Raw genomic sequence first — 23,559 nt, 5'->3', positions numbered from 1 at the left:
TGTATGATGATCGAGCTGATTGCAACAGCCGAGTCAGTAGCGCAAGCCAAGGAATTGGTGGATTGCGGTGTAGATATACTATATATAGGAGAGGATGAGTACGGACTGCGTTTGCCTTACTCCTTCACCAGAGAGGAACAGCGTGAGGTCATTGCTTATGCGCACGAGAAAGGCGCGCAGGTCAGTGCCGCGGTGAATGCGATCTTCCATAACGATCGGATCAATCAAGTGGGCGAATATCTGGCTTTCCTGCGTGAAGCGGCAGTCGACAGCATCACCTTGGGAGACCCTGGCGTAGTGCAAGTCATGCGGGAACAGGATTTATTCATCCCTTACCGTTATGATGCGCAAGTCATGGTGACCTCAAGCGGACAGATCAATTTCTGGGCGAAAAGGGGAGCGGTCGGTTCCGTGCTGGCCCGCGAAGTGCCTTTCGAGGAAATGAAGAAACTGATCCCTGATGCGTTAGTGCCGGTCGAAGTATTGGTGTACGGTGCCACTTGCATCCATCAATCGAAACGCAACCTGCTTGAAAATTATTTCAATTTCATCGAGAAAGAGGAAGCTGTGGACAAAGAACGCGGCTTGTTCATTTCGGAGCCGAAAAAAGTGGATTCCCATTATTCCATCTATCAGGACCTTAACGGGACACACATCTTCGCCAACAATGACCTTGATCTGATGCCTCATTTGGGCGAACTGACGGCTATCGGCGTCTCGCAATGGATGCTGGATGGGTTGTTTACCCCAGGTGAAAATTTTGTCGCAATCGCGAAACTGTTCGTGGCGGCACGTGAAGCCTTTGCGGAAGGAAACTGGACGGAGGAATTGGCGGAACGCTTGGATGCCGAACTGCATGCTTTGCATCCCGCTAACCGTGAGTTGGATTCCGGCTTCTATGCCAAGGATCCGAATGAAGTCGTCTGATACTTTGATACCGAAAGAAAGAGAGTGTATACACACATGCGAACAATAACAAAGAAGCCCGAGGTCTTGGCCCCGGGCGGAACATTGGAAAAATTGAAGACAGCCATCCATTACGGAGCTGACGCCGTCTATATCGGCGGAGAAGCGTACGGTTTGCGCAGCCGTGCAGGCAATTTCGACTATGAGGAGATGGCGGAAGCGGTCGCTTTTGCGCATAGCCACGGTTCGAAGATCTATGTCGCCGCGAATATGGTCACCCATGAAGGCAACGAGGAAGGCGCTGGCGAATTCTTCCGCACGATCCGCGATATCGGCATCGATGCGGTCCTGATTTCGGATCCTGCGCTGATGGAAATCGCTGTGACCGATGCGCCGGGCTTGCCGATCCATTTGTCCACCCAGGCATCCGCGACCAACTACCAGACGCTGAATTTCTGGGCGAACGAAGGCCTGGAACGCGTCGTTTTGGCCCGTGAAGTATCGATGGCAGAAATCAAGGAAATGAACGAGAAGACCGATGTCGAAATCGAAGCCTTCGTCCATGGGGCGATGTGCATCTCCTACTCGGGCCGTTGTGTCCTTTCCAACCACATGTCGAACCGTGATGCCAACCGCGGAGGCTGCGCGCAGTCTTGCCGTTGGAAATATGGTCTGTTCGATATGCCGTTGTTGGGGCAACAGAATCCTGTAGGTGCCGGCGAAGAAGGCATCGAAGAAAAATTTTCCATGAGTGCCGTCGATCTTTCGATGCTGGAGCACCTGCCCGATCTGATCGAGAGCGGGGTCGACAGCCTTAAGATTGAAGGGCGCATGAAATCGATCCATTACGTGTCGACGGTAGTCAACGTCTACCGCAAAGCCGTGGATGCTTATTGCGCCGATCCCGACCATTACGAACTGAAGCAGGAATGGGTGGATGAATTATGGAAAGTCGCGCAGCGCGAATTGGCGACCGGTTTCTTCTATAAAGATCCGACCGAGGATGAACAGCTCTTCGGCCAGCGCCGCAAAATTCCGCGCTACGGCTTCATCGGCCAAGTGCTGGCATACGATCCGGAAACGCAGATGGCTACGATCCAACAACGCAACAATTTCGGTGTCGGGGACGAAATCGAATTCTACGGACCGGGTTTGCGCCACAACATACTGACTGTGGAAGCCATCTGGAACGAACACGATGAAGCGATCGACCGTGCGCCTAACGCCATGATGATCGTGAAGATGAAGGTTCCTTTCGTGATCGAGCGTTTCGATATGATCCGCAAAAAGAAATAAGAAAAGCTGAAGTCTTCAGATTTGCTTTTTTCAGGCTTGCCGTTTATAGTGATTAAGAACTGAATAGAAGTTTTTCCGTGAGGGAGTAACTAGCAGCCTGGCTGCGGCAACGCCAACAATAAGTAGATCCGAGAGGGTCTTCTGGTATTGCCTTAAATAGTGAGACTTACGCCTACCGTTTCTTGAGAGAGACGGTAGCGCGTAAGTCTCTTTTTTATTACTCAATTGCGGAGCAAAGGGGGGGGAGCGGCAAAGACTTGATGCAGTAATGAGGTTAATTGATACGATGTTGAACGATGAAAATAGATAATCCAATAGGAGGCTTACGAATGGAAAACGAGAGAATAAGCACCAAAACGATAGAAGCAACCCAGAGTGCGGGCCATCTGCACAAAAACAAACCGGAGGAAACATCCTTGGAGGCATACCAAAAGAGTCTGGAGACCATTTTTGCGGAAATAGGGAGCAGCAAGGAAGGGCTCGACATACGGACCGTCGTAACGAGACAGGCCGAGTACGGGTTCAATGAACTGGAGACGAAAGAACGGGATTCGGTGCTGAAGTTGTTTGTTGAGACTTTCAAGGATGCAATGGTCATGGTGTTGCTGGCTGTTGCCGCAATTCAGATGGTCATGGGGCATGCGGCGGAATCCTTGATCATTTTCGCTGTTCTGATGATCAATGCGATCGTCAGTGTCATCCAGACGCGGAAGGCAGAAGGCTCGCTGGATGCCTTGAAGAGCCTGTCCGCTCCGATGGCGAAGGTAAGAAGGGCTGGCGCACGACTGACCATCCCGGCAAGGGAATTGGTCGTCGGCGACATCGTCAGCCTTGACGCTGGAGATTATGTTCCTGCGGACGGACGCCTAGTTGAAGCCGGGTCTTTGAAGGTGGATGAAGGGATGCTGACCGGAGAGTCCCTCCCTGCGGACAAGGAAGTGAAGGATATCAACGGTGCCGTGCCGATAGGGGATCGCTTCAATATGGTGTACAGTGGGACGCTGACGGTATATGGCCGCGGCGAGTTCGTGGTTACGGGCATCGCCAACGACACCGAAATCGGCAAAGTGGCCAATCTATTGGAAAATGCGCTGTCCAAGCAAACGCCGCTGCAAAAGAATCTGGAGCATTTCAGCAAGAAATTGGGTGCGGGTATCTTGGTGCTTTCCGGCTTCATTTTCGGTATCCAGTTCATCCGCATGATGGGAGAAGGCACAACGGATATGGGCACAGGGATGTTGAGCGCCTTCATGTTCGCTGTAGCCGTGGCTGTAGCCGCCATCCCGGAAGCCCTGCAGTCGATTGTGACAATCGTACTTTCGATAGGGACGAAAAAGATGGCCAAGCAAAACGCAATTATCCGCAAATTACCTGCAGTAGAAACGTTAGGCTCGACCAGCATCATCGCCACCGACAAGACCGGAACCTTGACGCAGAACAAGATGACGATTGTCGACCACTATTTGGCGAACGGCCAATCAGGCACCTTCAACGATCAGCCGCGGACGTGGTCATTCGATGAACAGAGACTGATGCAGATCGCAGTATTGGCAAACGATGCCAGCATCAACACGGGAGGGCAGGAATTGGGGGATCCCACGGAAGTTGCCATGGTCGCCTTCAGCAACAAAATAAATCAGCCATTTGGCGAGTTGAGGGCAGCCTATCCCCGCGAAGCTGAACTGCCATTCGATTCGGAACGGAAGCTGATGTCAACAGTCCATACGATCGATGGCGAGCGTTTGCTTCTGACTAAGGGAGGGCCTGATGTTGTATTCGGGCGCAGCACCAAAATATTGATCGACGGTAAGGTGTTGCCGTTGACAAAGGAACTGCTGGGAAAAATAAAGGAGCAAAACGAACATTTCTCGGATCGCGCCTTGCGTGTGTTGGCTTTCGCCTACAGGCCGATGGAACGAAATGAGGCGCTCGATTTCAATGTGGAGCACGATCTGATCCTGGTAGGCCTCATGGCGATGATCGATCCGCCTCGCGAAGCGGTATACGCTGCAGTTGAGGATGCAAAGAAGGCCGGCATCAAGACCGTGATGATCACCGGCGACCACAAAACGACGGCGCGCGCAATTGCCCGCGACATCGGTATTGCGGATGCCGAGGACCTCGCTTTGACAGGGCAAGAGCTGGATAACCTGAGCGATCGGGAATTGGACGGAATCCTGGAGCGGGTATCCGTCTATGCCCGGGTATCTCCCGAGAACAAAATCCGGATCGTCCGCGCATGGCAGAAAAAAGGCCATGTCACCGCAATGACGGGCGACGGGGTGAATGATGCGCCGGCTTTAAAGCAGGCTGATATCGGCATCGCCATGGGCAGCGGAACGGATGTAGCGAAAGAGGCGGCAGCGATGGTGCTGACCGACGACAATTTTGTTTCCATCATCAGCGCGGTCGGAGTCGGCCGGAACGTCTACGACAACATCAAGAAAGCCATCGCCTATCTCTTCTCGGGGAATCTGGGGGCGATCATCGCGATCATCGCGGCGCTGCTGATGGACTGGGTGAATCCTTTCACTGCCTTGCAGCTGCTGTTCATCAACTTAGTGAATGATTCGATTCCCGCGATTGCTTTGGGGATGGAGAAGGGCGAGCCTGACGTGATGACCCGCAAACCAAGGAATCCAAACGAGGGAATCTTCTCCGGTGATACGCTTGTTTCAGTCATCTACCGCGGAGTGCTGATCGGGGCAGCCGTCATTCTTTCGCAATACATCGGACGCGGCTTCTCGGATGAGATGAGCGTGGCCATGGCGTTCTCTACATTGATCATCGCCCGCACCTTGCAGACATTCCCGGCCCGTTCGAATTCCCAGACGGCAATCGGCGCAGGCTTATTTGCCAACAAATATGTCCTCTATGCTGTAGTTTTCTGCAGCACACTGTACGCAGTGACTTTGCTGCCGGCAGTACGCGGCATCTTCTCGATACCGGCCGATTTCGGCTTGGTGCAGTTCGGTATGGCAGCAGGATTGGCCTTGGCCGCGGTCGCATTGATGGAAGCGACGAAGCTGATCATTAACCGAGTCAGAAACTGATGGATTTTCCAACAGAAAAAAAGAAAACGGCCGGGGAACTTGGATTCCCGGGCCGTTTTTGCGATTAAAGATGTCATCATGAAAACAGTCGTTCCTTCGGCTGAGCCGGTACTTTGAACAGCAAGGCGATCACCGCAGCGATGACCGTAAAGACGAAAAGGAGCAGATAAAGGTAATTCAGCCCGATTTGATCGATGATGGGGCCGGCCATCAATTGGAAGAAGATGGTGCCGATGTTCCTCGAGAGCATGGCGACAACCGCTGTTCCTGTGGCAATCAGTTTCCGGTTCAACAAGGTGGAGACCATCTTGAGGTTCAGCATAATGAAGGTGCCGGAAGCGAAAAATTTGGTCAGGACGGTCGCAATGGATAGGACCAGGAAGTCGCTCGAAAGGAAATTGATCAGATACTCCGTTCCGGACAGGAACAGAATGGCCAGAAGGAGCTGTTTGTTCGTGAAATGGTCCATGAAACGATGCGAAAAAGCCATCGCGATGACTTCCGCAAACAGAGCCACTGTCAGGGTCGTGCTGACGAGTGCGACCGGAGCGCCCGTATCGGTCAGAAGCAACGGCAGATAACTGGTGTTGACGGTGTTCGTGCCGAAAATGATGAACGCCAAAATCAGATAGGTGATGAACAGTTTATTCTGGAATATATTCTTGATCGTATTGCCTCCGGAAGCTTCATCCTTCTTTTCCGACAAATCCTTTGTAGAGTCAATCGGTTGCGCCGGTTTGGGCAACAGATACAAGAACAGGATGCTCGAAAGATAGCAAACAAGATAGAGTACGAAAATGGATTTCGGGGATACAAAATCGTAGATGATTCCTGAAATCTGTTGCCCGGCCGCGTAGCCGATAGTTCCCCAGAGGCGAATTTGGCCGAATTTGTAAGGGCTATTGGCCGCAAGCACATCGAACAGAGGCGCAAGCCCCAAAGTGATGGCGTTCGCCAAGCCATAAACGATCCCGAAAATCCAGTTGCTTGTGAAGAAAAAGAGCCCCAAGCTGACGACAGCCGAGAACAGGACATAGATGGTCACGGTCTTGCGTGTTCCCCATTTTTCATTTGAATAACCGATAAGTCCTTGAATGATGAGTGCGATTACGTTTGAAAGGATAAGGATGAAGGAAATTTCCGACCCGCTTTTTCCCAGGCCGCGCATATAGACGGTGATCAATGATGATAAAGCTGACATGGCCATAAAGTAGAAGATGAACAATATCACGTATTGCTGATACAGTCGTTCCTTAAAATACCCCATCGAAATGCATTCCTCCAATAAGTTCACTAGTATACAATATTCTAACACATGATCAGGTGTTAAGGCTGTTTCTTTCTTAAATTGAAAAGTGCTTCGCAAAACTTGCGCCAATCTTCCCGGAAATTGTAAAAAGCGTTCGAAAGGGGCCGCGCAACAGTCCTCTGTTGCGTTATAATGAAGGCAACAAACAACCGAAAGGACGGCACCTGCTGATGTACCCAGAAACCCAAAAGAAAATCGAAGAGATGCTGAAGAACGCTGTTTTTCCTGGGGTGACCTACACCTTCATCGATAAGGACAAAACGGAAACCCGTATGATCGGATCGGCGGCGATCCTGCCCGAACAGGAAGCCTTGCGGGTGGGCCTGCTCTATGATGTGGCGTCCTTGACGAAAGTGATCGTCACGACCACACTCCTGTTGCAACTCCACGAAGAAGGGAAAGTCAATTTCGAAGATCCGGTGCAGGCCTATCTGCCGGAATTCCCTTCTGATGCGGTCACGATACGGCACTTACTGACGCACACGTCCGATCTGAAAGGTTACATCAAAAATCGCGATGAGCTGCCGGCCGAGGAACTCGCCGCCGCCTTGATTTCCCTTGAGCCGGGAGAAAATCTCGGGAAAAAAGTGTGCTATACCGACACCGGCTTGATCTTGGCAGGTTTCATCATCGAGAAGCTGACAGGAAAATCGGTTGAGGATAACTTTGAGGAACGGATCAAGCAGCCGCTAGGCATGACGGAGAGCACCTACCGCCCGGCTGACCTGCTGCGATGCGTTCCGACGCAAAACCACCCGATAAGAGGTGTGATCCGCGGCGTTGTTCACGATCCCAAAGCAGTGATCCTGGGCGGACACTGTGGGAGCGCCGGATTGTTTGCGCCGATGCAGGATCTGATTCGTTTCAGTCAGATGCTGCTGCATTTCGGGGAGTGGGAAGGCCAACGGATTCTGCGGGACGACAGTGTGCGCTCCTTGCTGCAGGATTGGGGAGGCGTTCCGGGCCAGCCGCGCGCCTTGGGCTGGAACTTGTTTCAGAACGGGGAAAACTTTGTGTTATGGCATACCGGCTACACCGGCACCTTTATGATTTTGGATCCAATGCGACAAAAAGGATTTGTGCTGCTTTCGAATCGGGTCCACCTAGAGGACCGCAGACCCGAATGGATCGCGGTCCGCGATGAGCTGATTGCCATCTACTTGAAAGAAGCCCTTGAAGAAAAGGCAGAATAACGAAAAAACGCCACTTTTTGGGTGGCGTTTTTTGCTGTCCATGGATGGACGGATTTCTTCAGAAAGTGGACGGCGAAGTTGCAGCTTCACCAATCCGGTTCGGAGGTCCAAAGAAAAAGAGTAGATTCTCTCAGTACCTATAGAGTATACAGAGATACTCTGAATATAGTATGACAGCTTATTAACATTTTGAATAGTAGCAAATGAGAAAATTCACATGAAAACTGCTATTGAAAATTTCACTGACAATTGATAAGATAGTGAAAGCAAAGTCCTTTAATATGATCCAGAGAGATCATGAAGGGTAACAAATCACATACATTTGATACCTTAGGTCCTTTTGCAAATAAACGTCAAAAGGGTATTTTTTTGCCCAAAAACAAGGAGGAAAAGGTATGGCAATCAACCAAAAACCGTTATTATTGGATGTGGATGAAAAACCGGAAGTGCTGAAAGGCATTCTGTTGAGTTTTCAGCACGTCTTTGCAATGTTCGGAGCAACAATATTAGTTCCGCTTATTTTAGGGATGCCCGTCTCGGTCGCTTTGTTCGCGAGCGGAATCGGCACACTGATTTATCAGGTGGCAACACAAGCGAAAGTTCCCGTTTATCTGGGTTCTTCATTCGCCTACATCACGGCTATGGCTGTGGCAATGGAACAAATGGGCGGAGACATTAAAGCGGCGCAGACTGGTGTCATCATGGTGGGTCTTGTCTATGTCCTGATTGCTGGCCTTGTCAAAGTGCTTGGCACAAAATGGATCGACAAATTATTGCCGCCGATCGTCATCGGACCGATGATCATGGTCATCGGTTTGGGACTGGCTTCGTCTGCGGTAACTAATGCCGGATTCGTAGCTGATGGCGATATCCGTCATATCATTGTGGCAATCTCAACTTTCCTCATCACATCATTCATCAATACGAAAGGGAAAGGCTTCTTCAAAATCATTCCTTTCCTGATCGGAATCATTGGAGGATACGTCATCGCGCTTTTCATGGGTCTGGTCGATTTCCAACCTGTCCTGGATGCGAAATGGTTCGAACTGCCGGGCTTCTATCTGCCGTTCGAAACACCATGGTTCAATTCATATGATTTGTATTTCGGACCGGAAACATTAGCCATCATCCCGGTCGCGTTGGTTACGATTTCGGAGCATATCGGTGACCATACTGTACTGGGGAAAATCTGTAACCGCCAATTCCTGAAAGATCCAGGCCTTTCCCGCACACTGATGGGGGATGGGGTGGCGACTGCCGTTTCAGCATTCATCGGTGGGCCGGCGAATACAACTTACGGCGAAAACACTGGCGTAATCGGCATGACGCGTATCGCATCCGTTTCCGTCATCCGCAATGCTGCCTTCATCGCAATCGGCTTGAGTTTCTTCGGAAAATTCACGGCGCTGATTTCAACCATCCCGACATCCGTATTGGGCGGGATGTCCATCCTGTTGTATGGTGTCATCGCCAGCAACGGTCTGAAAGTGTTGATCGAAGAACAGATCGACTTCAACCATGTCCGCAACCTGATCATCGCCAGCTCGATGTTGGTCCTTGGCCTGGGCGGCGCAGTTCTGGATATCGCAGGCGTTGTTACCTTGTCGGGTACAGCCTTGAGCGCACTTGCCGGCATCACGCTGAACTTGGTTCTGCCGCATGAAGAAGTCTACAACCCAAAACATCCGACTAAGAAAAAAGAAGAACACAAACAAACACATTAATGCAGAAAAAAACGCATCGCCACTCGATTTATGAGCGGCGATGCGTTTTTTTTCGACATATAGGAATTTATAAAATTTTCCAGAGTGAAAAGTGCATCACCATAGGTGTTTCACAATTTTGCAAAATGTTTCATGCACCTAAAAAGATGTCCAGCTTCACGGGTTAGCCCTTCGGAAAGAATAAAAGGAACCCCTTGGCTCTACGAGCCAAGGATACTATTCGACTAACCTGCTGACGCAGGAAGTCTCTCAGCATATTGCGCTCTTCGATGCTCAGTTGCATGGGGACTCTTAGGGATTCATCCCTTAGAGCCCCAGTACAAGGTGACTGTAGGGAACGTTGCGGACAGATTTCCTAAATTTCTTTCAGGGCTGAACGAACCCGTTCAGCATTTCTTAGGATTTTATCAGTCGCCCCAGACTTCATCGGCAATTTGCTTGACCAAAGCCAGCTTCGCCCATTGTTGTTCTTCCGTCAGATTGTTTCCTTCTTCGGTCGAAGCGAAGCCGCATTGCGGGCTTAAGCATAATTGCTCAAAAGGTACATATTTGGTTGCTTCAGCGATGCGCGCTTTGACTTCGGCGATATCTTCCAATTCCGGTGTCTTCGATGTGATCAGACCGAGGATGATTTGGCCGTCGCCTTTGTAGTAGCGCAATGGTTCGAATCCGCCGGCACGGTCAGTATCATATTCCAGGAAGAAGCCATCAAAGCCGGTTTCGCCGAACAGCTCTTTCGCAACAGGCTCATAAGCGCCTTCCTGCGAGTAGGACGAGCGGAAGTTACCGCGGCAGATATGCGTCGTGACGACCAAATCTTCAGGCAGACCAATCTGGATGTTTTTGACGTTTTCGGTAGCTACGCGTTTCAATTCATCATAGGTCTCCTGTGAACCGAAGATTTCCAATGCATTGTCCGAACAAAGGTCGCCCCAGAACGTGTCATCGATTTGGATGTAGCGGTTCCCCAGCGAGTAGAAGTGCAGGATCGTATCGCGGTAGGCTTGCTGCAGATCGGCAGCGTACTCCTCCAAGGTAGGGTAAATTTCTTCGTTGCGGAAACCGAGGCGGATCAATTGGTTCGGGCTCGGAATCGAAACTTTTGCAACAGCTTTGTCGCCGACTGCTTCAGCCAAGAAAGCATAGTCCTCAAAAAAGGGGTGTTCCGGATTAAAGGCGATTTTGCCGATGTTGCGCACGCTGTGGGCGCTGGTCACAACATTGTGGAATTGTTTGCCCTGCGCCGCAAGGTAACCTTCAAAGCCCAACAGGTTTTCAAGAAAATCGAAATGCCAATAAGAGCGTCTGAATTCTCCATCCGTGATGCCTTTGTAGCCAAGTTCAATCTGTTTTTCGACGATGCGTGTGATCTCAACATTTTCGATTTCGCGCAGGGCTTCCTTTGTGATTGTGCCTTCAGCCAGCTCTTTGCGGGCCGTTTTGATGCTTGCAGGGCGCAAGAAGCTGCCTACGTGGTCTGCGCGGAAAGGCGCCTTCGTTCTGCTTAAAGTTGTTTGGGTTGTCATGATAGTTTCCTTCTCTCGTTTGTTTTTTTGTAAAAAAATACGTCCTTGCGCATTGTGCTGCGCAAGGACGTATGAAAGATTCATCGTGTTACCACCTTGATTCAGAAAAACCTCTCGATTTTCCCCTTAACCAGTACGCCTCAGCAAAATGCTGTTCCGGGATACTGTGATGCTGTAACGGGCATTCCCGTGGAGGGCTAAGGTTCTAAAAAGAGCGTTTGCCGTCCACTCACTCGAAGACCATTTTCCGGATAGCATCCCTGTCCTCTTCTCAACTGCCGAGGTTCTCTGTGCATTTCGTCCACCCGTACTTATCTTTTCAATGTGAATTTATTTTGAAATTTATATACATAATAACAATAGACTGAGGATGAGTCAAATATTTTTAATCTTTTTACCATTTTTGGTTGGGAGACTTGGCACGAACGGCTTTCCAAGAAGCAAATTGCATTTAATCCCGTTAAGGATTATACTTCATATAGATAGGCGTCTATGTGGACGGTCGGGAGCTAGATAGCTCTTGGAGCGCATCCAGAGACCTCGAGGAAAGGGGAAAAGTTATGGTAATCGAATACAAAACTTACGCGAAATGTCTGAAAGTGTTGTCGGACGAGACCAGATTGGAAATCATGGATTTATTGTCGGAAGGGGAAATGTGCGCCTGCGCGTTATTGGAGCAATTTTCGATCACGCAGCCGACCTTGTCGTATCACATGAAGATGATGAAGGACTGTGGCTTGGTGGACAGCAGAAAAGATGGCATTTGGGTCAAATATTCCGTTAATCATGAAAAATTGGATGAGCTGAAGGACTTTTTCCAGACAATGGCAAAGCAAAGCACTACTGCCTAAGCTAATCGAAAGCAGGTAACGAAAATGGAAATCAAAATACTGGGTCCGGGCTGCCGGAATTGCGAAAAATTGCAGGCCAATGTAACCGAAGCGCTGCAGAAAATCGGCATGGATGCAACCATCACCAAAGTGGAAAATCCGATAGAAATAGCCAAGTACGGCATCATGCAGACACCGGGGCTGGTCATCAATGATAAGGTCGTCTCTTACGGGCGGATCCTGACACCCAAACACATTGCGGAGCTTTTGCAAAAGTGACGCATAGAGAGTCGCCTTCGACTTGTCTTCAAGCTGCGAAAACCGGTGTTATCCGGAAGTATCGCAGCTTTTTTGTCGCGCCTGAGTATCTGGAAATAACACATTGACATTTATCTATACGACGGCGTATACTGACACATAGATAAACATCGATGTGTTGTGTGAAAAATAAAAACTAGAAGGTGCAGTTCATCATGGGAATATTTCAATGGTTAAATGATCAATTATTAAAAATGCAGTGGCTCAGCGATTTGGTCGGTGTGCTTGTCCGGGATGTCTTCGGATTGGATCTCGCCAGCAGGGTAGGCGCCAGCATCCATTTCTTCATCTACGACGTCATCAAAATCTTCATCCTGTTGTCGGTCTTGATTTTCTCCATTTCATATGTGCAAAGTTTCTTCCCGCCGGAGCGGACGAAGAAAATCCTGGGCCGCTTTGATGGGATCACAGCCAACATCCTGGCTGCCTTGCTGGGGACGATCACGCCGTTCTGTTCCTGTTCTTCGATTCCGCTTTTCATCGGGTTCACCGGATCAGGTTTGCCGTTGGGTGTGACGTTTTCGTTCCTGATTTCTTCGCCGTTGGTCGATCTGGCATCCATCATCCTCTTGGCCAGCATCTTCAACTGGAAAATCGCTATCGCCTATGTCGTTGTGGGCTTGATCCTTGCGGTTGTCGGCGGAACCTTCATAGGGAAAGCGCATCTGGAAGATCAGGTCGAGTCCTTTGTTTTCGGTAGTCCGTCAATTGAACTGGAGGAGGCTGATTTGACGAGGAAGGACCGTGTCGATTATGCGATCGATCAAGTGAAGGAAGTCGTCCAGAAAGTATGGATTTATGTCCTTCTTGGGGTTGGCATCGGGGCGGCCATCCACAACTGGATTCCGGAGTCCGTCATTACCGCTTTGCTGGGTCAGGATAAATGGTATTCGGTATTGGTGGCAACGTTCGTCGGCATTCCGATGTACGCGGATATTTTCGGTACGTTGCCCATTTCCGAAGCACTTGTCGCAAAAGGCGTCGGAATAGGGACTGTATTGTCCTTTATGATGGGCGTAACGGCATTGTCCTTGCCGTCGATGGTCATGCTGAAGCAGGTCATCAAGCCGAAGTTGTTGGGCCTCTTCTTTGGAATCGTGGCTGTCGGCATCATCATCATCATCGGCTATCTGTTCAATTTCCTGGGACCAATATTTATCTGAACAAATCAAAAATAATAAGCAGGAGGAAAACATCATGGAAATCAAAATTTTGGGTATAGGCTGCAAAAATTGCGTGAATTTGGCAAAGAACACGGAAGATGCTTTGAAGGAACTGGGCATGGAAGCAACCATCACAAAAGTGACAGACATGAAGGACATCGCCAAATACGGCATCATGCGCACACCGGGATTGGTCATCGACGAGAAAGTCGTCTCCTACGGTAAAGTCGCCAGTACGAAAGAAATCACAGAATTGCTGAAAAAATAATAATTCCGAAAGTGCCGGGTTGGGAAATATTCTCAGTCCGGCATTCTTTGGTTTCTGATCGAATTAAGGATTGACTATAGATCGAAGTGCATCTATATTAGAGAGGTACCAAAAAGCAAATAGGCGGATAAGCCTTCAAATAGAAACATATAAGGGGATACGGAATATGACGAACATCACTATTTTTGAACCTGAAACAAGCAGCAGTTTGTTCAGTAGTCAGGATGCCTTGCGCATCGCAGCGGTTATCGAGGCCTTGGCAGAATTGGAGAATTACGAGGCATTGCTTTTCAATTTGACGGATGATGCGGAGCAATTCGAGAGCAACAAAGTCGTCAACGAAAAAATCCAAGCCGAAGGAAACGCAATTTTGCCGATCACAGTTGTGGATGGAGAAATCGTCAAGACCGGCGCTTATCCAACCAATGACGAAATCACCGGTTACATCGGCGTCCGTTTCGTCGAATCGACGGAAGATGGTTGCGGTTGCGGCTGCGGTTGTGGCGGTTCAGCGGAAGCTGAAGAAAAAGAAGAAGAACAAGCAGAATCCGGCTGTTGCGGCGGCAAGGGCAAAGAAGGCGGTTGTGGCTGTGGTGGGCATGGACACGGTCACGGTCACCATCATCATGAAGAAAGTGCTCAAGCAAAAGGCGGTTGTGGCTGCGGCGGACATGGTCACCATCACCACTAGCATGTAGGTAGCTGCTGACAATAGCAAAAAGACTCGTGTTTCGGAATCATCCCCGGCTCGAGTTTCTTTTCAGATGATAGATAGAAAAACTTCTATATATAAGGGGCATCAGCAATCATGGATTATGAAAATTATGCAAAAGTCGCCAAGGCTCTGGCCGATCCGAAGCGCGTCAAAATTGTCGATATGCTTTCCTGCGGGGCCATGTGCGCCTGCGACATACTGGAGCACTTCGATTTTACCCAGCCTACTTTGTCCCATCACATCAATCTGTTGGTGAAGGCGGGACTGGTGACGACGGAAAAATCCGGCACGTGGCATTATTACGACCTGAACAAAGCCGCATTCGAAAAATTCAAGGCGGATACGGCGGAACTGATGTCCGATACGCCGGCTTGCATCTGCGAGCCTGTACGGTCAAAAGCTGTGTGCGAAACGGGTGAAAGAACGGATCAACTGATGCCAAACAGTGCTGTAAAGAGCATTAAGTAATAAATGGGGGTATAATAAATGAGTAGCAAAGAACAAACAAGCATGTCATTCTTCAATAAATATTTGAGTGTCTGGGTAGCCATTTGTATGATAGTGGGGGTTTTGATCGGTAAATATCTGCCGGCCCTACCTGAATTCTTCGGGAAATTTGAATATGCGAACGTCTCGATCCCGACGGCTGTATTGATTTGGGTCATGATCTATCCGATGATGATGAAAGTGGATTTCCAAAGCGTCCGGGATGTCGGAAAGAATCCGAAAGGACTTTATGTCACCTGGGCAGTGAACTGGCTGATAAAACCTTTTACCATGTATGCCATTTCCGCCTTTTTCTTCTTTGTCGTCTTCAAGAATTTCATTACGCCCGAGTTGGCGACGGAATATTTGGCCGGTGCCATTCTCTTGGGAGCTGCCCCGTGTACGGCTATGGTGTTTGTCTGGAGCCAATTGACAAAGGGCAATCCGGCCTACACTGTCGTTCAGGTTGCGACCAATGATCTGATCATCTTGGTCGCTTTCATTCCAATCGTCAAATTTCTGTTGGGCGTCAGCAATGTTACGGTACCATGGGACACCTTGATCCTGTCCGTTGTGTTGTTCGTCGTGATTCCGTTGGTCGGTGGCGTTTTGACCCGGGTCTTCGTCACAAAGAAAAAAGGGGTCGCTTATTTCGAGAAGGATTTTCTTTCGAAATTTGATGGCGCGACTACTGCGGGGCTGTTGTTGATGCTAGTCTTGCTGTTCTCTTTCCAAGGTGAGGTCATCCTGGAAAACCCGTTGCACATTTTAATGATCGCAGTACCTTTGATCCTGCAGACATTCCTGATTTTCTTCATTGCCTATTTTGCAAGCAGAGCCCTGAAGCTTCCGCACGCAATCGCGGCTCCGGCCGGGATGATCGGCGCATCGAACTTTTTTGAACTATCTGTCGCGGTCGCCATCGCGTTGTTCGGCATGGATTCTCCAGCAGCATTGGCTACGGTGGTAGGCGTCCTGACGGAAGTGCCGGTGATGCTGATTTTGGTGAAGATCGCCAATTCGACAAGACACTGGTTTCCCGGGAAAGAAACTAGTTTAGTGAACCCTGTAAAAACGGTAAAATAATCCACTTTAACTGAAAAGGAGAAATTATCATGAAAATCATCATAATCGGTTCGGTAGCAGCGGGCACTTCCGTTGCAGCCAAAGCGCGCAGAAACAATGAGGAAGCGGAAATTGTTGTCTATGACCAAGGGAAGGACATTTCCTATTCCGTCTGCGGTATCCCCTACAAAATCGGTGGGGAAGTCGATTCTATTGAACGCCTGACGCCGCGGGATGCGAAATGGTTCAAAAAGAGATATGATGTCTCCATCTTTACGGAACATAAAGTGACAAAAGTGGATCATGAAGCCAAAAAGCTTCAAGTAGAGGACTTGGTGACCGGTGAAATCAAAGAGGATTCTTATGACGTGTTGGTTTTTGCGACGGGTGCTTCTCCGATGACGCCGCCGCCGTTCGATCAGGCCGAATATGAGAATGTTTTTCATGTCCGCAACATCCAGAATCTTCGTGACATTGAAAGTTATTCGGAAGCGAACCAACCGAAAAAAGCACTGATCATCGGTGCCGGGTTCATCGGTCTGGAAATGGCTGAACAGCTTGTGCATAAAGGCTGGGATGTCACGATCGTGCAGCTGGAAAATCAAGTGATGCCGCCGATGGATGCGGATATGGCTTGCCGGGTGGAAGAAGTGCTGATGGCAAATGGGGTGCATCTGCACTTGGGTGATACGGTCAAGACCATCGAAGGGGATGGGGCCGTCAAAAAAGTGGTGACGACAAAAGGCGCCACCATCGAAACGGATATCGTCATCCTGGCTGCCGGCGTGCGTCCGAATATCCAACTGCCGAAGGAAATCGGCGTCACGATCGGAGCAACGGGTGCGGTTGCCGTCAACAGTAAAATGCAGACGAATCTTCCGGATGTTTATGCGGTCGGGGATGTGGCTGAAAGCTTCTCCGTCATCACAGGCAAGCCGATTTACCGTCCATTGGGCTCTACGGCCAACAAAATGGGGCGGATCGCCGGCGATGTGATCACAGGTGGCAATCTGGAGCATCGCGGGGTATTGGGCACCGGTATTTTCCGCGTATTCGATCTGCATGTCGGCCAGACAGGCATGACTGAAAAAGAAGCGAAGGCAGCAGGCTATTCTGTGGAAATCCTTTACAACATCAAGCCGGACCACGCGGAATACCTTGGCGGCAAGGAATTGATCATCAAGGCATTGGCGGATAAAGCGACCGGACGGGTTTTGGGCGCACAAATCTTAGGAACGCAAGGTGTGGACAAACGGATCGATGTGCTCGCCACGGCCATCACCTTCAAAGCGAAAGCGGAAGACCTCTTCCATCTGGATCTGGCCTATGCGCCGCCGTTCGCAACGACTAAAGACCCTATCCATTATACAGGTATGGCATTGGATAACGCTTTGCATGGAAATCCTTTGATGACGCCGGCCCAGTTGGTCGAAACGCAGCAAAAAGGCGAATCCATCCAGGTGATCGACACGCGTTCCGCCAAGGACTTCGAAAAAGGCCACGTCAAAGACGCGATCCACATTCCTTTAGGGGAACTGCGGACACGTGCCGGAGAACTTTCCAAGGATATTCCGACAGTGACATATTGCAACAAAGGCGTGACCGGAAACGCCGCTCAGAATGTATTGATCAATTTAGGCTTCCAGGAAGTCTACAACCTTTCCGGCGGCAACAAAAATTATCAAAGTTACCTCAAAATGCTGAAGAGAAAAGCTGAGATGTGAGTCGCTGAATGCATCGAAAAATGGAGAATCCAAAGCAATGGATTCTTCTTTTTTTGGATTAAAATCTGATTAAGGCTGGCAATTGTCAGAACGAGTGTTAGAATGAAAAGTAAGTCAAATGTTTGGGAGGATGAATGTATGAATTATGATTTTGAAACGCCCGTCAACCGGAGCAACACCGGATCCGAAAAATGGGCAGCCATGCACAGAAGCAATCCGAATGTGGGGAAGGATGTGTTTCCTTTTTCTGTCGCGGATTTGGACATAAAGACAGCACCGCAGATCGTTAAAGGACTGCAGGAATATATCGAAACAGCCGTAATGGGCTATGATTTGCCGACCGATGACTATTACCGGGCAATCATCGATTGGATGGGGAAACGCCATGCTTGGGAAATCAAGAAGGAATGGATCATCTGCACGCCGGGCATCATTGCGGCGTTCTATTCCGCTATCCGGGCTTTCACCGAGCCGGGCGATGGGGTCCTTTACATGGGACCGGTCTATTATCCGTTCATGAAGTCGATCAAGAACACGAAACGGACGCTCATCAACAATTCATTGGTCCGCAACGGCGATCGCTATGAAATCGATTTTGATGGCTTGGCCGAGAAAGCCAAAGATCCGAAGACGAAGCTGATGCTGTTCAGCAATCCGCACAATCCGGTCGGCCGCGTCTGGACCAAAGCGGAGCTGGAGAAAGTCGTCGAAATCTGCGCCGTCAATGATGTCTTGATTTTGGCGGATGAAATTCACCACGATCTGATCATGCCTGGCCATGTATTCACGCCGATGGCAGCCATATCCGAAGCGGCAGCGGACATCTGCATCACGGCGACCGCCGCCAGCAAGTCCTTCAATATCGCGGGCCTGCGCAATTCCAATGTCATCGTCTCGAATCCGGAGCTCCACTCGGCTTTCAAGCTGGATATGGAAATGACCGGCATCGGCGGAGGAACCAACGTGATCGGCTTGAAGGCGACAGAAATCGCCTATACCGCAGCCGAGGACTGGCTGGAAGAATTCAAAGCCTTGATCTGGCACAACCATGAGACGCTGAAGGATTTCTTGGCGAAGGAACTGCCGGAAGTGACCGTCTTCGATCTGGAAGGGACCTACCTGCAATGGATGGATTTCAGCGCCTTCGGTTTGACGCACAAACAATTGGAAGACATCACGGAGCAGGAAGCGCAAGTATTCCTGGATGAAGGCTATATATTCGGGGACGAGGGCCGCGGATACGAGCGGATCAGTCTGGGTGCCCCTACGAAAACGCTGATGGAAGCGATACAACGCCTGGTCACAGTCATGAAAAAATACCGGAAACAAGGATAAAAGCTTGGGCTGTCTCGTTTTCGAGGCGGCCCTTGCTTCTTTCTCCGGTGAACGGAGGCTTCGCCGGAGTTCAGCCAACATTTCGAACGTGTCCTCCGATGAGCGCGTCTTCGTCGGAGCTGAGGCTTAAAGATACCGGTGTCCTACGATGAAAGGGTCACTCCCCGGAGAAACGCGCCGCTTCCGCCGCTCTCCTCCCGCTAGCGTCTGCCCCACGTGCCCAAAACCTAAAGAATTTGATAAAATTAAACAACCGTAAGCATCCTTCATCCTTTCTTCATAATCTGATGCTATACTGTAGAGTAACAAAAAGAAAGGTTGATGAAAAATGATGTATCCATTCTTCGATAGCACCTATATATTGATCATCCTCGGTATCGTGGTTTCCATGATCGCTTCGGGATTCGTCAAGCGTACCTTCAATACCTATAACAAAGTGAAAAGCCAAAACGGTTACACCGCTACGGATGCAGCACGCTTCATCCTGGAGCAATCGGGCATCCATGATGTGCAGATCGAGCGCGTCCGCGGAGATCTGACGGACCACTATGACTCGCGCGCCAAAGTGCTGCGTCTTTCCGACACGACAGCCAACTCGACTTCGGTTGCGGCTATCGGCGTCGCTGCCCATGAGGTCGGCCACGCAATCCAGGACCAAAAAAATTACATTCCGTTGCGCTTGCGCGCCGGTTTGGTGCCGGCTGCCAATTTAGGCCAGACGCTTTCCATGCCGATGATCATGATCGGCGTCTTCGCAGGCATGAACCAGACGTTCCTCAATTTGGGGATCCTCTTCTTCTCGTTCAGCTTCCTGTTCCAAGTGGTCACACTGCCGGTCGAATTCAATGCATCCGGCCGCGCCCTGAAGATCCTGTCGAACGGTGGGATCCTGAATGCGCAAGAAGTGCCGAAAGCCCGCAAAGTTCTGGTCGCAGCGGCCATGACTTATGTCGCGGCTGCCTTCATGAGCTTTTTGCAATTGCTCCGACTGCTCTTGCTTTTCGGCGGCGGCAGCAACGACGATTAAATACGCGTAAAGGAAAGGCCGGGACAAAATCCCGGCCTTTTTCGCGCGGATTCGACTGATTTGCGGAGAAGTTCTTGCCTTGCCGGGAAGCCCTAGCTCCGATGAAGTAGGCGCTCGTCGGATGTAGGGCTTCGATTGCCGTCCAAAGACCGGCGAGCCGGGCTACATCGGAGATACGTGCTTGATTGCTTCCGCATCTCCGGCGGGCAGGCCGTTCGTCGGAGATGGCGCGTCAACCGCGCTGTGTATCTCCGGAGAACTGGAGATCGATTTCCGGATTTTTAGGCAGCGGAGGGCGGCCGTTAAACTTGTTATCTCGGGGTGGCTATACTATAATCATATTAGCATTTTGGAAGTCTATATCAGTAAAGATTCCCAAACCAGAAACTGGAAATAGGAGCTAACAATGAATCCTAATAAACAATCGCAGGACAAGCGCGTCATAGCCACAAAGAAAAACCTGTTGCATGCGTTGATCACGCTGCTGGAAGAAAAATCCATCGAAGAAGTGACGGTGAGGGAACTTACCGGACGGGCAAAAGTGAATCGGGGAACTTTTTACCTGCACTATAAAGATAAGCATGACCTGTTGGAGAAAAATATCGATGCCCTGATCCTGGAACTCCAGGATAGAGGAAAAGCCATCACGAAAACGGCTTTATCCGGTGCAACGGAAACGGAATTCAGGCAAAAGACGGTTGAGGCTTTCACGGATATCTTCAGTTACATCAAAGAGAACGAACGCTTCTTCAGTGTTCTTTTCAATGGGCGAAGCAGCTACTCCTTTCCGCTCAAATTCAATACCTATCTGAGGGGACGCTTGGAGGAACAGCTCCAGTCGAAAAAGACCGTCATCCCTTATGAACACTGGATCACTGCCGTTTCCTTCGCCTACCAAGGGATGATTTACTCCTGGGTGACGAACGGCATGAAAGACTCGCCGGAACGGATGGGCGAGTATGGCTATTATTTCATTTCCCAAAGCGTGGTGGAAATAACCAGAGGAACGTGATTGTTCCGTAAAAAAGTGTGCTTGCGGTCGAGCGACAGGAGGAAGCGTCATGGGAAGAGGAAACCTTGATTTGAATGTGGTCCAGGAGATACTGAACAAGACAAAAGAAGAAGTGGAAAACATGCATCCCGTCAATATCCTGCTGGCGGGGAAGACGGGAGTCGGGAAAAGTACGCTGATCAACAATGTCTTCCGGGAACGGATGGCTGAGACCGGCATCGGGAAACCTGTCACGAAACATCTGCGGCGGATCGCGAAGGAAGGCATGCCGATCGTGTTGTACGATACGCGCGGGCTGGAATTGGGCCATCCGATCCAAATGGAGGTAAAGAAGGAAATCATCGAGGCCATCAAGCAGAGCCAAAAGGAAGGGTCCGATAAGGCAATCCATTTGGTCTACTATTGCATCAATGCGCATTCCTCCCGCATCGAGGAATCCGAGATTGCCTTCATGGAAGAACTTTCCGGCTTGTTGCCGGTATTGGTCGTCCTGACACAAGCAATCGGTCAGCCTGCGAATGAGCTGAAGAAATACATCGAAAACCTGAACTTGCCGATAGCCGGTGTGCTGAACGTGATGGCGGAACCGTATGCCATCACGGATGAGCTGGTGCTTCCGCAGAGCGGATTGAAGGAATTGATCGAGCGGACGTTTGCGGTGCTGCCGGAGGAGACGAAAGAGGCTTTTAATAATGCCCAACAGGTGGATATCGCGCGTAAAGCGAAAGCCTCCCGAAGTTGGGCGACCAAATACATCGTGACCACATTCGGCGTCGGGTTCACACCGATCCCTTTTTCCGATGCGACTGTCCTGGTGCCGATGCAGATCGGCATGCTGGCCCACATCACTGCCATCTTCGGCATTTCAATGGATAAAGCCGCCATCACCAGTGTGATCGGCGCTGTCGGCGGAACAGGGGGAGCCACTTATCTGGGGCGGTACATCGTATCCAACTTGCTGAAGATGATCCCTGGTGCGGGAACGATCGTCGGCGGGGTCATCAGCGGCGCGACGGCTGCCGTGCTGACGACTGCATTGGCGATGAGTTACATCGAGGTGTTGACGGTCGTTGCCAAAGGGGAAAAAGACGGCAAGTATCCGGACCTCAGCAACATCGAGACGCTGATGCGCGAAAAAATGCAGGAGCGCCTGAAAATGGGGACCAAGGATCAGGACGTCAAAGAAGTGCTGGATAATCTGAAGAAGAGCAATCCATTGAAAAAGTGGCTGAGAAAATAACACACAAAAACGCCCAGTCGGCCGACTGGGCGTTTTTTCAACCTATCTGATTTTAGATGCCGGTTACGTTAAGAGACTGTTTTAACGGGCCTCTCTTCAGTGCGAAAAGGTAACAGATGCCGTAGATGATGGCCAAGCCCATCATCGCATACATGCCGATTGCATAGGAGCCGGTCACGTCATAAACGGCTCCCCATAGCGGGCCGGAGATGGACATCCCGATGGAAGGCGCCATGCCGAGAATGGACCAGATGCGCGGGTAATCCCCGATACCGAAGACTTCGCTCACGACCAACGGGGTCAATACCGCTGGTCCGCCTAGTCCGAAAGCGAGGATGAACATCACAATCGACAAGGCCAGGAAAGAGCGAGTGGTCGCAAGGAAGAACAAGGCGATCACCATGCAGACAACGACAACTGTAAGGGTGATGGTCGAATCGATTTTGTCATTGAGGGCTCCTACCGAAATGTTGGCGATGATCATGCCGGCCATGACGAGCGAGAACAATGTGCCGACCTGTCCGGATGTGAAGTTCATCCCGCTGAAGTGCGCTGGCAAATGTTGCATCATCCCGCCTCCGAAAGCGGAAAGGAAAATCCCTATGAACAGAATGTAAAACGAGTTCATCTTTTTGGCTTCTTCATAAGGGATGGACAGATCATGTATCGGTTGATTGCTTTGGGTTCGAGCGGACAGTTCATCCCCATAAGCGTTCAGGCCGATAGTACCCGGATTTTCCACCAACAAAAAGAGGGCGTTCGGTACAGTCAAGAGCGCGAAAAGTCCTGCAATCAGAAAGTAACCCATGCGCCAACCGAAATTATCCAGAAATGTCGGCATGATCATCGAAACGATGGCTCCCGCAAGTCCTCCGGAGGCATTCAACAATCCCATCATCAATCCTTTTTTGGCGGTGAACCAATTGTTGATCAATAAAATCGCCAGAAACATAGTGATTGGCATCATGAACAATCCGAGGAAGATGCCTCCCAGATAAAATTGCCATAAACGAGTTGCGAATGCCAACCAAACAAATCCAAGCGAAACCCAGAGACCTCCTCCGATCAGCAAGCGTTTTGCGCCAAATTTAGGGAGAAATTGACCAATCAGGGGAAGCACAAAGACGCCGGTCAAAGTCGACAGGCTGATGTAAAGCGAAAAGGCACTGCGAGTGAAACCTAATTCCGTGGTGATCGGCTCAACGAAGAAACCGATCGCATTCCCGGCAATATACATGGCCATGATCAAGAAGGCCGCAGATAAAAAAGATAGATAGTGGCGTAAGGTCATATAATAGTTCCTCTCTACATCATAATAGGTCAAAGATGATTCATATCAGATTTTCCGTATAACAAAAAGGCATTCCAC

At 50.0% G+C, this 23,559-nt stretch carries 20 protein-coding genes; 17 read left to right on the top strand and 3 right to left on the bottom strand.

The features are described from left to right. The first annotated feature begins 6 nt into the window (after positions 1 to 6). From C8U37_RS02975 to C8U37_RS02965, 3 genes are all read left to right on the top strand, one after another. Positions 7 to 927, top strand: a complete 921-nt coding sequence (locus C8U37_RS02975; protein ID WP_108031776.1) for a peptidase U32 family protein — start codon at positions 7 to 9, stop codon at positions 925 to 927. A gap of 36 nt (positions 928 to 963) precedes the next feature. Further along, positions 964 to 2,202, top strand: a complete 1,239-nt coding sequence (locus C8U37_RS02970) for a peptidase U32 family protein (RefSeq protein WP_108031775.1) — start codon at positions 964 to 966, stop codon at positions 2,200 to 2,202. A 416-nt stretch (positions 2,203 to 2,618) separates the two neighbouring features. Further along, entirely contained in the window at positions 2,619 to 5,255 is a 2,637-nt protein-coding gene (locus C8U37_RS02965) for a cation-translocating P-type ATPase (RefSeq protein WP_108031830.1), read from the top strand. A 76-nt stretch (positions 5,256 to 5,331) separates the two neighbouring features. On the opposite strand, the gene C8U37_RS02960 is transcribed toward C8U37_RS02965, so the two are convergent. Then, positions 5,332 to 6,522: an MFS transporter gene (locus tag C8U37_RS02960; RefSeq protein WP_108031774.1), complete on the bottom strand. Its 1,191-nt coding sequence runs from the start codon at positions 6,520 to 6,522 to the stop codon at positions 5,332 to 5,334. Positions 6,523 to 6,686: 164 nt separating this feature from the next. On the opposite strand from C8U37_RS02960, the gene C8U37_RS02955 reads away from it, so the two are divergent. Next, a complete protein-coding gene (locus C8U37_RS02955) occupies positions 6,687 to 7,757 on the top strand; it encodes a serine hydrolase domain-containing protein (protein WP_108031773.1) in 1,071 nt (356 codons plus the stop codon). Between the two features lie 395 nt (positions 7,758 to 8,152). Then, positions 8,153 to 9,481 carry a uracil-xanthine permease family protein gene (locus tag C8U37_RS02950; protein ID WP_108031772.1) on the top strand — a complete coding sequence of 443 codons (1,329 nt, stop codon included), beginning with the start codon at positions 8,153 to 8,155 and terminating at the stop codon, positions 9,479 to 9,481. A 407-nt stretch (positions 9,482 to 9,888) separates the two neighbouring features. Here the strand turns inward: C8U37_RS02950 and C8U37_RS02945 are convergent, their stop codons facing one another. Next, entirely contained in the window at positions 9,889 to 11,007 is a 1,119-nt protein-coding gene (locus C8U37_RS02945; protein ID WP_108031829.1) for a 5-methyltetrahydropteroyltriglutamate--homocysteine S-methyltransferase, read from the bottom strand. Positions 11,008 to 11,567: 560 nt separating this feature from the next. Between C8U37_RS02945 and C8U37_RS02940 the strand changes: the two genes are divergently transcribed. The 12 genes from C8U37_RS02940 (at position 11,568) to C8U37_RS02880 (ending at position 22,190) form a co-directional block, all read left to right on the top strand. Continuing rightward, positions 11,568 to 11,858 (top strand): ArsR/SmtB family transcription factor, encoded by a 291-nt coding sequence (locus C8U37_RS02940; RefSeq protein ID WP_108031771.1) that lies wholly within the window; start codon positions 11,568 to 11,570, stop codon positions 11,856 to 11,858. Positions 11,859 to 11,882: 24 nt separating this feature from the next. Further along, a complete protein-coding gene (locus tag C8U37_RS02935; protein WP_108031770.1) occupies positions 11,883 to 12,116 on the top strand; it encodes a thioredoxin family protein in 234 nt (77 codons plus the stop codon). A gap of 194 nt (positions 12,117 to 12,310) precedes the next feature. Continuing rightward, positions 12,311 to 13,318: a permease gene (locus tag C8U37_RS02930; RefSeq protein WP_108031769.1), complete on the top strand. Its 1,008-nt coding sequence runs from the start codon at positions 12,311 to 12,313 to the stop codon at positions 13,316 to 13,318. 34 nt (positions 13,319 to 13,352) lie between these two features. Then, positions 13,353 to 13,586, top strand: coding sequence for a thioredoxin family protein (locus tag C8U37_RS02925; protein ID WP_108031768.1), 234 nt, complete (start codon positions 13,353 to 13,355; stop codon positions 13,584 to 13,586). A 166-nt stretch (positions 13,587 to 13,752) separates the two neighbouring features. Further along, positions 13,753 to 14,277: an arsenic metallochaperone ArsD family protein gene (locus C8U37_RS02920; protein ID WP_108031767.1), complete on the top strand. Its 525-nt coding sequence runs from the start codon at positions 13,753 to 13,755 to the stop codon at positions 14,275 to 14,277. A gap of 117 nt (positions 14,278 to 14,394) precedes the next feature. Further along, on the top strand, positions 14,395 to 14,769 hold the full coding sequence (locus C8U37_RS14785) for an ArsR/SmtB family transcription factor (protein WP_108031766.1): 375 nt from the start codon (positions 14,395 to 14,397) through the stop codon (positions 14,767 to 14,769). Positions 14,770 to 14,787: 18 nt separating this feature from the next. Continuing rightward, entirely contained in the window at positions 14,788 to 15,873 is a 1,086-nt protein-coding gene (arsB, locus tag C8U37_RS02910) for an ACR3 family arsenite efflux transporter (RefSeq protein ID WP_108031765.1), read from the top strand. Between the two features lie 29 nt (positions 15,874 to 15,902). Next, the gene (locus C8U37_RS02905) at positions 15,903 to 17,576 is read left to right on the top strand and encodes an FAD-dependent oxidoreductase (RefSeq protein WP_108031764.1); all 1,674 of its coding nucleotides are present in this window, start codon (positions 15,903 to 15,905) and stop codon (positions 17,574 to 17,576) included. Between the two features lie 138 nt (positions 17,577 to 17,714). Next, positions 17,715 to 18,911, top strand: coding sequence for a MalY/PatB family protein (locus C8U37_RS02900; protein ID WP_170100170.1), 1,197 nt, complete (start codon positions 17,715 to 17,717; stop codon positions 18,909 to 18,911). A gap of 328 nt (positions 18,912 to 19,239) precedes the next feature. Then, positions 19,240 to 19,938: a zinc metallopeptidase gene (locus tag C8U37_RS02895; protein WP_211306105.1), complete on the top strand. Its 699-nt coding sequence runs from the start codon at positions 19,240 to 19,242 to the stop codon at positions 19,936 to 19,938. Positions 19,939 to 20,344: 406 nt separating this feature from the next. Beyond that, a complete protein-coding gene (locus tag C8U37_RS02885) occupies positions 20,345 to 20,950 on the top strand; it encodes a TetR/AcrR family transcriptional regulator (protein ID WP_108031761.1) in 606 nt (201 codons plus the stop codon). A gap of 49 nt (positions 20,951 to 20,999) precedes the next feature. Beyond that, positions 21,000 to 22,190: a YcjF family protein gene (locus C8U37_RS02880; protein ID WP_108031760.1), complete on the top strand. Its 1,191-nt coding sequence runs from the start codon at positions 21,000 to 21,002 to the stop codon at positions 22,188 to 22,190. A 52-nt stretch (positions 22,191 to 22,242) separates the two neighbouring features. On the opposite strand, the gene C8U37_RS02875 is transcribed toward C8U37_RS02880, so the two are convergent. Further along, the gene (locus tag C8U37_RS02875) at positions 22,243 to 23,481 is read right to left on the bottom strand and encodes an MFS transporter (protein ID WP_108031759.1); all 1,239 of its coding nucleotides are present in this window, start codon (positions 23,479 to 23,481) and stop codon (positions 22,243 to 22,245) included. Positions 23,482 to 23,559 lie beyond the last annotated feature (78 nt).

Origin of the sequence: Trichococcus patagoniensis, from assembly GCF_003051085.1 — a bacterium.
GTDB lineage: Bacteria > Bacillota > Bacilli > Lactobacillales > Aerococcaceae > Trichococcus > Trichococcus patagoniensis.
The sequence above is the reverse complement of the archived record's forward strand: the minus strand, read 5'-3'. Positions and strand labels throughout refer to the sequence as shown.